This window comes from Campylobacter sp. LMG 17559 (assembly GCF_024723605.1).
Taxonomy (GTDB): Bacteria; Campylobacterota; Campylobacteria; order Campylobacterales; family Campylobacteraceae; genus Campylobacter_D.
In genome coordinates, this window is record NZ_JANQCZ010000008.1 from 38152 (window position 1) to 51886 (window position 13735).

At 31.2% G+C, this 13735-nt stretch carries 13 protein-coding genes; 12 read left to right on the top strand and 1 reads right to left on the bottom strand.

Features of this window, described 5'->3' with window-relative positions:
• Positions 1-19 precede the first annotated feature (19 nt).
• The 6 genes from CAMP5082_RS05410 to CAMP5082_RS05435 are packed head-to-tail and all read left to right on the top strand — an operon-like array spanning position 20 to position 5423.
• Positions 20-1441: a Fe-S-containing protein gene (locus CAMP5082_RS05410; RefSeq protein ID WP_337206133.1), complete on the top strand. Its 1422-nt coding sequence runs from the start codon at positions 20-22 to the stop codon at positions 1439-1441.
• Positions 1431-2723 carry an ABC transporter permease gene (locus CAMP5082_RS05415; RefSeq protein WP_337206134.1) on the top strand — a complete coding sequence of 431 codons (1293 nt, stop codon included), beginning with the start codon at positions 1431-1433 and terminating at the stop codon, positions 2721-2723. Before CAMP5082_RS05410 ends, CAMP5082_RS05415 begins: the two co-directional genes overlap by 11 nt.
• Positions 2713-3828, top strand: a complete 1116-nt coding sequence (locus CAMP5082_RS05420) for an ABC transporter permease (RefSeq protein WP_337206135.1) — start codon at positions 2713-2715, stop codon at positions 3826-3828. The genes CAMP5082_RS05415 and CAMP5082_RS05420 overlap by 11 nt, the downstream gene beginning before the upstream one ends.
• The gene (locus CAMP5082_RS05425; RefSeq protein WP_012661870.1) at positions 3828-4484 is read left to right on the top strand and encodes an ABC transporter ATP-binding protein; all 657 of its coding nucleotides are present in this window, start codon (positions 3828-3830) and stop codon (positions 4482-4484) included. Before CAMP5082_RS05420 ends, CAMP5082_RS05425 begins: the two co-directional genes overlap by 1 nt.
• A complete protein-coding gene (locus tag CAMP5082_RS05430) occupies positions 4474-4965 on the top strand; it encodes a TlpA family protein disulfide reductase (RefSeq protein WP_337206136.1) in 492 nt (163 codons plus the stop codon). Before CAMP5082_RS05425 ends, CAMP5082_RS05430 begins: the two co-directional genes overlap by 11 nt.
• Positions 4926-5423, top strand: coding sequence for a TlpA family protein disulfide reductase (locus CAMP5082_RS05435; RefSeq protein ID WP_337206137.1), 498 nt, complete (start codon positions 4926-4928; stop codon positions 5421-5423). The genes CAMP5082_RS05430 and CAMP5082_RS05435 overlap by 40 nt, the downstream gene beginning before the upstream one ends.
• A 45-nt stretch (positions 5424-5468) precedes the next feature.
• Here the strand turns inward: CAMP5082_RS05435 and CAMP5082_RS05440 are convergent, their stop codons facing one another.
• Positions 5469-6560 carry a CinA family protein gene (locus tag CAMP5082_RS05440; RefSeq protein ID WP_337206138.1) on the bottom strand — a complete coding sequence of 364 codons (1092 nt, stop codon included), beginning with the start codon at positions 6558-6560 and terminating at the stop codon, positions 5469-5471.
• Positions 6561-6660: 100 nt separating this feature from the next.
• Here CAMP5082_RS05440 and ileS point away from each other — a divergent pair, with 100 nt between their 5' ends.
• The 6 genes from ileS (at position 6661) to CAMP5082_RS05470 (ending at position 13600) form a co-directional block, all read left to right on the top strand.
• Positions 6661-9426 (top strand): isoleucine--tRNA ligase, encoded by a 2766-nt coding sequence (gene ileS / locus CAMP5082_RS05445; protein WP_337206139.1) that lies wholly within the window; start codon positions 6661-6663, stop codon positions 9424-9426.
• 99 nt (positions 9427-9525) lie between these two features.
• A complete protein-coding gene (gatA, locus tag CAMP5082_RS05450) occupies positions 9526-10890 on the top strand; it encodes an Asp-tRNA(Asn)/Glu-tRNA(Gln) amidotransferase subunit GatA (RefSeq protein ID WP_337206140.1) in 1365 nt (454 codons plus the stop codon).
• Between the two features lie 10 nt (positions 10891-10900).
• Entirely contained in the window at positions 10901-12352 is a 1452-nt protein-coding gene (gene guaB, locus CAMP5082_RS05455) for an IMP dehydrogenase (protein ID WP_039618890.1), read from the top strand.
• Positions 12352-12525: an exodeoxyribonuclease VII small subunit gene (gene xseB, locus CAMP5082_RS05460; protein WP_039628709.1), complete on the top strand. Its 174-nt coding sequence runs from the start codon at positions 12352-12354 to the stop codon at positions 12523-12525. Before guaB ends, xseB begins: the two co-directional genes overlap by 1 nt.
• Complete coding sequence (locus CAMP5082_RS05465) at positions 12518-13306, top strand: carbon-nitrogen hydrolase family protein (RefSeq protein ID WP_337206141.1); 789 nt, start codon at positions 12518-12520, stop codon at positions 13304-13306. Before xseB ends, CAMP5082_RS05465 begins: the two co-directional genes overlap by 8 nt.
• 36 nt (positions 13307-13342) lie before the next feature.
• Positions 13343-13600 (top strand): hypothetical protein, encoded by a 258-nt coding sequence (locus CAMP5082_RS05470; RefSeq protein WP_220567308.1) that lies wholly within the window; start codon positions 13343-13345, stop codon positions 13598-13600.
• Positions 13601-13735 lie beyond the last annotated feature (135 nt).

The following is a 13735-nucleotide window of genomic DNA, read 5'->3' on the forward strand; positions in this document are numbered from 1 at the left end:
TTCTATCAAAGAAGAGCCTATGTCGATTTATTTTGTACATTTTTTTGGAGTATTTTTTTCTTATGCGCTTTTGAGTGCTTTATTTTTTTATAATCTAAAAAATTCTTTAGTGTTTAAACTTGCTTTTGTAGGTTTTGTTTTTTCTTATTTTGCTTTTTTTATTAGCGCTAAAACACTAAGTTATGATTTGCTATATTTTTCTAATGATATTTTATTTGTTTTATTGTTTTTAAGTGTTATCATTTTTTCTTTTTTAAAAAATAATTTTTTAAAAGAAAAAATTCAAGCAATATTACTTTTTTTACTATCTTTTGCTTTTGGTATAAAATACTTACATATTTCTATTGACTTTCCTATATTAAGCACTAATTTTTTAGATTCTTTAGCGATTAGTTCTTTTGGGTTAATTTTGCTTGCTTTTGTTGTGTGTTTTGGGGTTTATCTTTTTACAAGATGGTTAAGAGAATTTAAATTCAAGTTTTTAAATTTATTTTTATTTATTATCGCGATTTTTTATCTAAATGAAGCTTTAGCTCAAATTTTATTGCACCTTATGAGAGAAGGCGTGGTAGAAACAGAAAGTTTATATTTAAGCTATGTGGCAAAAAGTGTATATTATGCTAAATTTTATACTTATGTATGGTTTTTATTGCTAGGAATTTGTATAGTTTTAGCTCTAAAGCAAAGAGTGAGTGAAAACAGCAAGAAAAAAGATTTTGATATAGAATTTAGAAAAAATCAAGCAAAAAATTCAACTATAACTAATTTTAGTGCAAGTATTTTTAGTGCTATGATTTTAAGTCTTTGTATTTTTCTCTTTTATGACTTGCATGCTTCAAGACCGGTAACCATAGACGAGCCAACCTATGTAGAGCCAAATGAAAATAATGAATTTGTTTTTGATGTAGCGATTTTAAGAGATAATAACTTACATCGCTTTGCTTATATTAGCGATGAGGGTAAAGTGGTGAGATTTTTTTTAATTAACAAAAGAGAAGATAAAGACTCACCGGTAGCGGTTTTTGATGCTTGTAGTATATGTGGGGATATGGGGTATGTTAAAAAAGGTGGAGAATTAATTTGTATCTCATGTAATGTTAGAATTTTCTTACCAAGTGTAGGTAAGGCAGGAGGGTGTAATCCTATCCCTATGAAGTATAAATTTGAAAATGGTAAGGTTATTATACCTTTTTCAGAAATTTTAGATGGGGTGAATTTTTTCACTCAAGTAGTAGAAAAGAAAGTTTATGATCCTATTGATCATACTGAATTAATTAATTTAAAAGCACCAAGATCTTATGTTTATAAAGGTAGAACATATTTTTTTGCTAATGAAAAAAACTATGAAGAGTTTAAAAACGATCCTTTAAAATACATCGATATGAATAAGACTTCAAAATATAGAATTCATAATTTATTAGGAAATGACTATGCAAGTTAAGATTGTAAAAAATTCCATTTTTCAAAATAAAATTCAAAAATCCCTAGCTTTGCTAACGATTTTTTTAGCTACTTTGCTTATGGCTACTATGTTAAATCTTACTTTGGGTATAGGTAATGAAATCACAAAAGAATTAAGAAGTTATGGGTCAAACATTTTAGTTTTACCTAAAGGTGCAAGTTTAAGTGTAGAAGTGGGTAATAAAATCTATGAGCCTTTGAAAAATCAAAATTTTTTAGAAGAAAACAAACTCCATACCATAAAAGAAATTTTTTGGAGAAATAATATCAATGCCTTTGCACCATTTTTAGATACTCAAGTAAAAATTCAAACTCCAAATGCAAATTATGAAAATATCTCTTTAGTGGGAACTTATTTTGATAAGGCTATAAAGGTGCAAGATGATGATGATTTTTATGCGGGTATTAAAGAATTATATAAATATAGTCAAATCAAAGGAAATTACCCAAAAGATGATAGTTTAGATGAAATAATGCTAGGAAAAGACTTAGCACAAAAGTATGATTTAAAAATAGATGATGAAATCACCCTTGTGCAAAATGATCAAATTTTTAAAGTAAAAATTGTTGGTATTATAGACTTAACTCAAGTCTTTTCAAATAAAATCATTACTTCTTTGCTTTTAGCACAAAAGCTTTCTAAAAAAGAAGGTTTATTTGCCAAAGCAGAAGTTTCGGCTTTGACTATACCTGAAAATGATTTAGCACAAAAAGCAAGACGCGATGTAGATAGTCTTGATCAGCTTGAGTATGATCAGTGGTATTGTACTGCTTATGTAAGTTCTATTGCTTATCAAATCGCAGAAGATTTTAAAGGTGCTAGCACAAAAGTAGTGAGTGCGATTTCAGATGCAGAAAGTTTGATAGTATCTAAAATTCAATCTTTAATGGCAGTAGTTAGTATTATATGTTTAATCGTAGCTTCCATAGCCATATCATCTTTAATGAGTGCAGATATTTTTAGAAGAAAAAGTGAAATAGGACTTTTAAAAGCTTTGGGTGCTAGCACTTTGCAAATTTATATGATTTTTGCACTAGAAGGGGTTGTGGTAGCTTTAGTTGGAGCAGTTTTTGGTTTTGCTTTTGGCGTTGGGGTTTCAGAAGTTATTGCTCTAAGTATATTTGATCATACTATTGCTATATCTTGGATTATTTTACCAATTTGCTTATTTTTTGCGGTGCTTATAGTATTTTTAGGATGTTTGTTTTCTATCAAAGGAATTTCTAAACTTTCTACTTCAGAGGTTTTATATGGCAAATAATTTTTTTATGCAAGAGGTTTTTAAATCTCTTATTTTTTCTTATAAAAGAGTTTGTATTATTTTTATAGCTGTGTTTATGGGTGCTATGGTTAGTGCTTCATTTTTTAATATTTATTTTGATATTGACACAAAATTATCTAAAGAATTAAAGGCTTATGGGGCTAATTTTATCATCACGCCAAAAGATGATGAATTTTTAAGCATGGATGAGTTTAATCAAGTTAAAGAAAGCTTGAAAGCAAAAGCTTTAACCCCATTTTTATACGGTTTTTATAATCTTGAAAGTTCAAGTGCTGTAGTTGTTGGGGTTGATTTTGCAAATTTAAAGCTTACTAAGCCTTTTATGGAAGTTTTAAAAGGAAGCTTTTCTTTGAGTGATTTTAGTGAAGATAGTGCCTTTGTGGGGGCTGATTTAGCTAAACAACTTGAACTTAAAATAGGACAAGAATTGCAAATTTATAATCCAAGTATTTCCAAAATAGTCAAAGTAAAAATCAAAGCTATTTTAAGAAGTAACGATGAGCAAGATGGGGTTTTAATCATCTCTTTAAAGAAAGCTCAAGAGTTAGCAGCTAAAGAAGTTATAAATTACGCTCAAGCTATTTTGCTAGGCGATTATGAAAGTTTAGATCAAAAAGCAAAAGAACTTAGTAAGGGCAATGTAGAAGCTAAAGTCATCGCCTCAGTATCCATTAGCGAAGGTGTGATTTTAGAAAAGATTAAAGCTTTAATGGCTTTGATTAGTTTAACGATTTTACTCATTAGTTCTTTGAGTGTAAATACCACTCTTAGCGCAGTGATTTTTTCAAGAAAAAAAGAAATAGCTTTGCACCTTGCACTAGGAGCTAAGCATAAAGAAGTTATTAAACTTTTTGGAGCTGAAGTGTTTATTTTAAGCTTGAGTGCGAGTTTGCTCGGTGCTTTTTGCGGATATTTTTTAGCAAATATTTTTGGATATTTGATTTTTAATGCAAGTATAGATTTTAGATTGCTTTCAGTGTTTTTTGCGGTGCTTGTTTCTTTGGTATTTGCTTTTTTTGCAAGTATTTTACCGCTAAAAAAAGCTTTAAAAATCAATGTTTGTGAAAATTTAAAGGGTGAGTGATGAAAAATATTATAAAAATTTCAAATTTAAATCGTAATTTTAATGAAGTTAAAGCTTTGCAAAATATCAACCTAGAAGTAAAGCAAGGCGAATGGCTAGCTATCATGGGTCCATCAGGTTCAGGTAAATCAACACTTTTAAATATACTTTCTTTGATGGATACTCAAAGTAGTGGGGAGTATTTTTTAGATGATAAAGAAGTTGGAAATTTAAGCGAAGAAGAAAAAAGTGTGATCAGAAGAGAAAAAATAGGCTTAATTTTTCAACAATTTCATTTAATACCTTATTTAAATGCCTTAGAAAATGTTATGCTAGCTCAGTTTTATCACTCAAGCATAGAACAAAAAGACGCTATAATGGCACTAGAAAAAGTAGGGCTTTCACACAGACTTACGCATTTACCAAGCCAATTAAGTGGCGGGGAGCAACAAAGACTATGTATAGCAAGAGCTTTAGTGAATGATCCTGAAATTTTATTAGCAGATGAGCCAACTGGAAATTTAGATGAGGCAAATGAAAAAAACATTTTAGAACTTTTTTGTAAATTAAAACAAGATGGTAAAACCATAGTTTTAATCACTCACAATCCAGACTTAGCAACCTTTGCTGATAGAACTATCATTTTAAGCCATGGAGTGATGAAAAGTGAAAATTAAAAGTATCATTTTAGCTTGTTTATGTTTAGTTTTTTTAAGTGCATGTTTTGAAAACAACAATAAAAATGGTGGTAAAATAGGCCTAAAAGCACCAGAAATCGCAGCTAAAAATTTACAAGGTGAGAAAATCAAACTAGCTGATTTTGATAATCTTATCGTTTTAACTTTTGTAGAGCAAGGTTGTGCATCTTGTTTAAAAGACTTACCACTTTTGGAAAAACTTGCTAACGAATATCCTAAAAAAATGACTATTTTAGCGCTTGATTCTATAGATAAAGGTAAGGATTTTGAAGAATTTGCTACAAAATATGATTACAAAAATATTATATTTTTACAAGATGATTTAGATATCTCATGGCAAAGATTTAGCGTTTTTGCGGTGCCAACTACTTTTATCATTAAAGATGGAGTTGTGCAAGATAAAATTATAGGAGAAAAACCATGGTCGCAACTAAAAGCTTCTATTGCTTCTTGGCTTTAATAAGCGTTTTTTTCTTTAGCGCATGCTCAAATAACGAATTTCAAACCTTAAATTCAAATCAAAACTATACTTTTAAATATGATGGTTTTGAAAAAACCTTAAAAACACAAAATGCAAATCAAGCTTATGCTTTATTTTTTTTCACGCAAGATTGTGGTGCGTGTAATGCGCAAATTCCTATGCTAAACGAGCTTAATAAAAAAAGAAACTTTCCTATTTTAGCGGTGTTAAATGGAGCTAATTCAAAAGAAGAAGCTCAAAAAATTCTTTCGGAAAAAAAGCTAGATTTGCCACTTTTATATGAAGCCAAAGCAAGCTCATTTTTATCTAAAGCTGTGGGTGGAATTTATGGTGTACCTGTGATAGTTTTTTATGATGAAAAAGGCAAAATAAATGAAAAATTCATCGGACTTACCCCAAAAAGTGTTTTAGAAAATAAGATTAAATTTCTGCAGTAATGTTTAAATTTTTAAAAATGTACGAATTTTAGTGCACAAGGTTTGTTAAACACCAAAGAAAATTTCAGGTTTTAATCTAAGCATTAAACAATATGCAGCCAAACTAGCTTGTTCTCTTGTGTAATTTCTATTGCCTTGTATGTGAATGCATTCTTGTAAAAAGGTTCCATCTTTATACATAACTCCTATGTAGATGGTGCCTGCTTTGGTGTTTTTATCATTCTCTTCTCCAGCTACCCCACTAAGTGCTAAAGCAAAATCACAATTTGTGGTTTTAAAAACCCCTTTTAGCATAAAATAAATACAACGATCAGAGTATTCTCCAACACTTTCTAAGGTATCATTGCTCACCCCAAGCCAAGAATTTTTTAAACGATTAGAATAAGTGATCAAAGAACCCTCAAATACACTAGAAATTCCTGAATTTTCAGCAAATTTTGAAGCACAAAGCCCTGCGGTACAGCTTTCTGCAAAGGAAATTTTTAAGTTTTTTTCTAAAAGTTTTTTAGCTATAAATTTAATAGGATCATTTCCTAAAAATACTTTGCCCGTAAAAAGTTTAAAAACCCCTTTTAAAAAGCCCTCTAGTTTTCCATACTGACTAGCGCTTGCTCTAATACAAATGAGATTATCTAATAATGCACTTGAGCTAGTTTGAATTTCAAAAGAAGTAGTAAGTGTGCTAAGTAAGATATTTGCGCTCATTTCATCTATATCCAAAAGACAAAAATAGGCATAGTCAAGTTCAGGATTTTGTAAAATCATAGGCAATTTTTGTTCTATATTTATATTTAATAAATTAATATGACATTGCTCAAAAGAACTTAAAAAGGAATTTTTTTCACGCAAAGCTTTTGAAGGTACTAAGGTATCATTTTCTAAGATTAAAACATCATCATTTAAGGTTGCTATGATTTTAGCTATGGTTGTATAGTATTCACTAATGCTAAAAATGGTTATATAGCTATATTCTTTAGAAAGTTTTTCAAGTAAAAAAGGAAGCTCTTTATCGGGTTTGTTTATAAATTTTAACTCATGAAGTTCTAAAAACTGCTTTTTGTATTCTTCTTGTATATAATGCATATAATTTTCATTAATAATGATTTCACTACCTATAATGATGATAAGATGTTTCATGATTTTCCTTTTTTTCTTGCGATTATAACAAAAAAATAAGTGCAAATTAAAAGTATTTTAAGTAGAATTTACTATTTTTAAATTTTTCAAGGTGGATTATATGGATTATAAAGATACGCTATTGCTTCCAAATACGACTTTTGCAATGCGTGCAAATTTAGCAGAGCTTGAGCCTAAGCGTTTTAGCAAGTGGTTTGAAAACAACTATGCTTATGAGAAAATGAAACAAAAAAGACAAGGGGTAAGTGAGAGTTTTACTCTACATGATGGTCCTCCTTATGCTAATGGACATTTGCATATTGGCCATGCTTTAAATAAAATTTTAAAAGATATCATTATAAAAATGCATTATTTTCAAGGTAAAAAAGTGCGTTTTACTCCGGGTTGGGATTGCCATGGTTTGCCGATAGAACAGCAAGTTGAGGTTAAACTTAAAGATAAAAAGCAAAGTTTAAGCAAAAAAGAAATTCGTGAGTTTTGTAGAAAGCATGCGAGAGAATTTGTAAATATCCAAAGAGATGAATTTAAGTCTTTGGGTGTGATTGCTGATTGGGATGAGCCATACTTGACTATGAAAAATACTTTTGAAGCTGACATTTACAAAGCTTTATGTAAAATCGCTAAAAAAGGACTTTTGCTAGAAAGAAGTAAGCCTGTTTTTTGGAGTTGGGCTGCTAAGAGTGCATTAGCAGAAGCTGAAGTAGAGTATGAAGACAAAGAAGATTATTCTATTTTTGTAGCATTTGAGCTTGATAAAACTTCCCTTGAAAAGCTAGGTGTAAAAAAAGCAAAAGCAGTGATTTGGACTACCACGCCTTGGACTTTACCGGCAAATCAAGCTATATCTTTAAATCCAAATGAAAAATATGTTATCACTGAAGAAGGTTATATTTTTGCTAAAGCCTTACTTGAAAATATGATCAATAAAAACTTTACTCAAGGAAAAATTCAAAAAGAACTTTTGGGTTCTGAATTTGAAAATCTAAGTGCTATTAATCCACTCAATCAAAGAAAATCCACTCTTATTTTAGGTGATCATGTTTTAATGGAAGGTGGTACAGGGCTTGTGCATACTGCACCAGGACATGGTGAGGATGATTATTATGTGTGCTTAAAATATGGCATTGAAGTGATTATGCCAGTAGATGATGGTGGGTGTTATGATGAAACGCTAAGAGCTAAAGGACTTTTACCAGAGCATTTATTAAGCGAGTTTATAGGACTTCATATTTTTAAAGCAAATGAGCGTATTTTAGAATTGCTTGGTGAAGCTTTGCTTGAAAGTTCTAAATTTACACATTCTTATCCATTTTGCTGGAGAACGCATAAACCGGTTATTTATAGAGCTACAAAACAATGGTTTATCTTAATGGATGAGAAAAAACTAGATGGAAAATCTTTAAGAGAGTTAGCGCTAGAACAATTAAATAATGTGAAATTTTACCCAGAAAGTGGAGTAAAAAGACTTAGCTCTATGATAGAAAATCGCCCTGATTGGTGTATATCAAGACAAAGAGATTGGGGTGTGCCTATCGCATTTTTTAGAGATAAAAACACCAAAGAAGTGATTTTTGATGATGATGTTTTAGATCATTTGGTGGGAATTTTTGAAGCAAATGGAGCTGATGCGTGGTGGGATTTAGAAATAAAAGATTTATTGCCGCCAAATAGCAAATATGATCCAAATAATTTAGAAAAAGTTTATGATATTTTAGATGTTTGGTTTGATAGTGGTAGTACTTGGGAAGCGGTGTTAAATTCAGCTAGATATGATGCAGGAGAATATCAAGCTTCAATGTATCTTGAAGGAAGTGACCAACACCGTGGATGGTTTCAAAGCTCGCTTTTAATTTCTACCGCGATTAATCACAAAACCCCATATAAAAACATACTTACTCATGGCTTTACCGTAGATGAGAAGGGTCAAAAAATGAGTAAATCAAAAGGCAATGTGATCTTACCTCAAAATGTAGCTAAAAATTATGGGGTAGAAATTTTAAGACTTTGGATAATGCTTAGTGATTATTCAACGGATTTAAAAATTTCAGACAATATCTTAAAACAAGTAAGCGAGCAGTATAGAAAGATAAGAAATACTATAAGATTTTTACTTGCAAATACTAATGATATGGAATTTTTAGAAACAAAAAATTTCACACTTTTAGATAAGTGGATTTTAATGCGTGCAAAAGTTGCTTTTGAAGCATGTGAAGCTGCTTTTGAAAAATATGAATTTGCAAAAGGCTTTAGTGTGCTTTTAAATTTCTTAAGTGCAGATTTAAGTGGAATTTATTTAGATGTGTGCAAAGACAGATTATATTGTAATGCAAAAGATGACACAAAAAGAGTAAGCGCGCAAAGTGCTATGGTGTTAATAGCTAGAAAACTTTTTGCGCTTTTAGCCCCAAGCCTTACCTATACGATAGATGAAGCTTTAGAGCATGCAAATGTGGCTATTAAAGAAAATGCTAAAGATGTGTTTGATTTGGTATTAAAAAATGGCTTTGATTATGAGTATAAAATCGAGGATGAATTATTTATAAAATCAAGAGAAAAATTCTTTGAGCTTGTTGATGTATTAAAAAAAGATAAAATCATTAAATCAACCCTAGAGTTAAGTTTGCAAACAAGCGCAAATGAGCTTTTGAGTGAAGATATTGAAGAAGTAGCTGATTGGTTTATGGTAAGCTCAGTAGAAAGCTTAGATAATAAAGAAGCTTTGAGTGAGTTTAAAATAGATGATCATAGTTTTAAAATCGTGCGTTCTTCGTTACACAAGTGTCCAAGATGTTGGAAATTTTTAGCAAAAGAAGAAGAATGCTTATGTCCAAGATGTAATAGCATGGAAAAAGCAAAAAATGTTTGAGCAAGCTTTACCTTTTAGCGTGGTAGTGATTACTTTATTGAGCTTTTTATTTATCACGCTTTTTTTGTTTTATTTGGTTAAAAAATTTAAGGATAAATAATGGTAACTTTAAAAGAAGCTTTGAAATTTTCAAATGAAGAATTAGAAAATCTAAAAAAAGAATTAAATGAAAAAGCACATCAGCAAAAGCATTTAGGTGCTTATGTAGAGCAGTTTTTAAATAAAGACCTAAGCACTTCAGGTGCAGGTGTGCCAGTAGCTATAAAAGATAATATTAGTGTAAAAGATTGGGAATTAACTTGTGGTTCTAAAATTTTACAAGGTTATGTAGCTCCTTATGATGCAAGTGCTATTGTGAATTTACGCAAAAATAATTTTACTCCATTTGGAAGATGTAATATGGATGAGTTTGCTATGGGAAGTACGAGTGCGACTTCTTTTTATGGCAAGACTTTAAATCCGCTTGATAATGCCAAAGTCCCAGGCGGAAGTAGCGGAGGGAGTGCTGCTGCAGTTGCTGCGGGGATAGCTTTAGCAAGTTTGGGTTCAGATACAGGTGGTTCGGTAAGACAGCCTGCTGCTTTTTGTGGTTGTGTTGGGTTTAAGCCAAGTTATGGAAGAGTTAGTAGGTATGGTTTAGCAGCGTATTCTTCAAGCCTTGATCAAATCGGAGTTTTGACGCAAAATGTTGAAGATGCTGCGATTTTATATGATGCTATTGCAGGTTATGATGAAAAAGATAGCACAAGTGCAAACATAGTTTTTGAACCAACCGCGCCAAAGCTAAATGCAAATAAAAAGCTAAAAATAGCTGTGATTAAAAACTATGTAGAACAAACTAATGATGATGTAAAACAGGCCTTATTAAAAACCATAGATATGTTAAAAGCAAATGGCCACGAGATTGTTTATAAAGACTTAATGGATTCTACATTTGATGTTGCGGCTTATTATATCATAGCAGCGGCTGAAGCAAGTGCAAATTTAAGCCGTTATGATGGTGTAAGATATGGTCGAAGAAGTGAAAAATGTGACAATCTTAGCCAAATGTATGTAAATAGTAGAAGTGAGGGCTTTGGAGAAGAAGTAAAAAGAAGAATTTTACTAGGAACCTTTGTTTTAAGTAGTGGCTATTATGATGCATATTATATCAAAGCACAAAAGGCTAGAAGATTTATCAAGCAAAAATATGAAGAAATTTTAAATGATTGTGATTTGATTTTTATGCCAGTTGCTCCAAGTGTTGCTTTTGGTCTTAATGATATCAAAACTCCAGTGCAAATGTATTTAGAAGATGTATTTACTATTTCAGTGAATTTAGCAGGACTTGGTGGTATTAGTGTGCCTGTAGAAAAAAATGAAAATGGACTTAATATTTCTGCTCAACTTATATGTAAAGCTTATGATGAGCAAACTTTATTAGATGGTGCTTTGAGCTTGGAAGAAATTATCAAAAACAAATAAAGGAAAAATTATGAAAATCATAAAACGCGCTTTGACTTTTGAAGATGTTTTACTAGTTCCTCAATATTCTGAGGTTTTACCTAAAGAAGTAGATATTAAAACAAGGCTTACAAAAAATATCACCTTAAATATGCCTTTAATTTCAGCTGCTATGGATACGGTTACTGAACATAGGGCAGCTATTATGATGGCAAGACTTGGTGGTATAGGGGTAATCCATAAAAATATGGACATAGCTTCACAAGTTAGAGAGATAAAAAGAGTTAAAAAAAGTGAAAGTGGCGTGATTATGGATCCTATTTATATAGGGCCTAAAGCAAGTGTTAAAGAAGCACTAGAACTCATGGCTGAATATAGAATTTCAGGCGTTCCTGTGGTAGATGAGAATAAAACTCTAATAGGAATTTTAACGAATCGTGATTTGAGATTTGAAACTAATTTTGATAATTTAGTAGAAAATGTAATGACAAAAATGCCTTTAATCACTGCTAAAAAAGGCTCTACTTTAGATGATGCAGAAAGGATTTTTTCTACTAATAAAGTAGAAAAACTTCCTATTGTAGATGAAAATAACCACTTAGAAGGCTTAATCACTATAAAAGATTTAAAAAAGCGTAAAGAATATCCAAATTCAAATAAAGACGCTTATGGAAGATTAAGAGTGGCTGCAGCTGTGGGTGTGGGTCAGCTTGATCGCGTAAAGGCTTTAGTGGAGGCTGAAGTTGATGTTATAGTAATGGATAGTGCGCATGGGCATTCTAAAGGGATTATTGATACATTAAAAGCGATTAAAGCTGAGTTTAATGTAGATGTGATAGTAGGAAATGTTGCAAGTGCAAAAGCGGTTAAAGATCTATGTGAGGCAGGTGCAGACGCTATTAAGATAGGTATAGGGCCTGGTAGTATTTGTACTACGCGTATTGTTTCAGGTGTAGGTGTGCCTCAAATTTCAGCTATAGATGAATGTGCGATAGAAGCAAGTAAATACGGCGTGCCAGTAATTGCTGATGGGGGTATAAAATATTCAGGCGATATCGCAAAAGCTATTGCAGCAGGTGCAAGTAGTGTGATGATAGGTTCGCTTTTAGCAGGAACTGATGAGAGTCCAGGTGAGTTATTTACTTATCAAGGAAGACAGTATAAGAGTTATCGTGGTATGGGAAGCTTAGGTGCTATGCAAAAAGGTAGTTCAGATAGATATTTCCAAGAAGGTACGGCTCAAGATAAACTTGTGCCTGAGGGAATTGAAGGTAGGGTGCCTTATGTAGGAAGTATAAAAAGCGTAGTGCATCAACTTTTAGGTGGGCTTAGATCTTCTATGGGTTATGTAGGTGCAGTAGATATCAAAGCTTTCCAAGAAAGAGCCGAATTTGTAGAAATCACCGCAGCAGGGTTAAAAGAAAGCCATGTGCATGATGTAACTATCACTGCTGAAGCGCCAAATTATAAGGTAAGTAATTAATGGAATTTGAAGATCACATCAAACAAGCTGAGCTTTCTTTGGAAAAACTTAACGATAAAGATTTAGACCTTAAAACTTGTGTGGAAATTTATAAAGAAGGTTTAAAAAGTATCAAACAAGCAAGAACTATGCTTGAGAATGCTAAATTAGAAATCGAGCAAGTAGATGAGTAGTATTGTAGCTTTACAATTTCCCACTTTGGCTTTGAGTGAATCAAGGCTTGATTATTATCTAAAAGCTGCTAAAGAAAGTGGCGCGAATTTGGTGGTTTTAGGTGAGTATGTTTTAAATAGCTTTTTTAGTGAGCTTAAAACTATGCCAAAAAGTATGATCAAAGAACAAAGTCAAAGCAAAAAAGCAAGCTTGATAAAGCTTGCTAAAAAGTATGAATTAAATATCATTGCGCCTTTCATAAGTGTAGAAAATGATGGCTTAAAAAAACTATGCTTAAAAGTAGGCCCACAAAATGTAAAAGCATATGAACAACAAATTTTAATGCCTTATGCACACTGGAATGAAGAAAAATTTTTTAATAATAAAAAAACTGATAAACTTAAACTTTTTACTTTCACACATGAGGGCTTAAAATGTGCTTTACTTTTTGGATTTGAAGCACATTTTGATATCTTTTGGCAAATGATCATGAAAAAAAAGATAGACTTAGTCATCATTCCTACAGCTAGTACTTTTGAAAGCAATCAAAGATGGCTAGAACTTTTAAAAACAAGAGCTTTTTTAAACTCAACAAGTATTTTAAGAGTTAATCGTATAGGTAATTTAAAGCAAGAAAATGAGTGGAAATTTTATGGAGATAGCTTTTTTATCAATGCTTTTGGCGAAGCGCAAGAACAACTTGGCGATCAAGAAGAAATGCTTGTAGTAGAAGTTAGTAAAGCAAATGAAGCTAGAAATTTATGGGGTTTTGATAAGCTTATAAAAAATTATGAGGAATAATCTTTTTTAACAAGAAAATATTATTAAAGGTGTATAATGAGAAAAATTTTATTACAAATTCTTTCTTTTAGTTTTATTTTTATGGGAATTTTTGCTTTAGTTAGGTTTTTGATGATAAAAAATTTAACCAATGAAAGTGAAAATAGCTTAATGGTATATGTATATGGATTAGGTCATGATATGAGAACCTTTAGTGCTATTTTTTTACCTCTATTTTTGTGTGGTTTGTTTTCTTATATAAGTTTGGTTTTTAAGGATAGAAAATACCACGCTACGGGGGGGGGTAATCGCTAAATTTTATATTTATTTTTCTAGTTTTTATATAGCTTTTATAGCTTCTGTTGTTTTAATTTCTGCGTTTATACATTATTACTTTCAACTTTATGCAAGCAAAATTGATATTTTTATTTTTGGTTTAAAAGATGATAA

Bases quoted from the DNA above. Each gene is read 5' to 3' on its own strand.
- CAMP5082_RS05425 (WP_012661870.1), top strand. From the start codon at position 3,828: ATGAAAAATATTATAAAAATTTCAAATTTAAATCGTAATTTTAATGAA.
- CAMP5082_RS05440 (WP_337206138.1), bottom strand. From the start codon at position 6,560: ATGAAACATCTTATCATCATTATAGGTAGTGAAATCATTATTAATGAA.
- guaB (WP_039618890.1), top strand. From the start codon at position 10,901: ATGAAAATCATAAAACGCGCTTTGACTTTTGAAGATGTTTTACTAGTT.
- CAMP5082_RS05410 (WP_337206133.1), top strand. From the start codon at position 20: ATGTCGATTTATTTTGTACATTTTTTTGGAGTATTTTTTTCTTATGCG.
- gatA (WP_337206140.1), top strand. From the start codon at position 9,526: ATGGTAACTTTAAAAGAAGCTTTGAAATTTTCAAATGAAGAATTAGAA.
- xseB (WP_039628709.1), top strand. From the start codon at position 12,352: ATGGAATTTGAAGATCACATCAAACAAGCTGAGCTTTCTTTGGAAAAA.
- CAMP5082_RS05415 (WP_337206134.1), top strand. From the start codon at position 1,431: ATGCAAGTTAAGATTGTAAAAAATTCCATTTTTCAAAATAAAATTCAA.
- CAMP5082_RS05465 (WP_337206141.1), top strand. From the start codon at position 12,518: ATGAGTAGTATTGTAGCTTTACAATTTCCCACTTTGGCTTTGAGTGAA.
- CAMP5082_RS05420 (WP_337206135.1), top strand. From the start codon at position 2,713: ATGGCAAATAATTTTTTTATGCAAGAGGTTTTTAAATCTCTTATTTTT.
- ileS (WP_337206139.1), top strand. From the start codon at position 6,661: ATGGATTATAAAGATACGCTATTGCTTCCAAATACGACTTTTGCAATG.
- CAMP5082_RS05435 (WP_337206137.1), top strand. From the start codon at position 4,926: ATGGTCGCAACTAAAAGCTTCTATTGCTTCTTGGCTTTAATAAGCGTT.
- CAMP5082_RS05470 (WP_220567308.1), top strand. From the start codon at position 13,343: ATGAGAAAAATTTTATTACAAATTCTTTCTTTTAGTTTTATTTTTATG.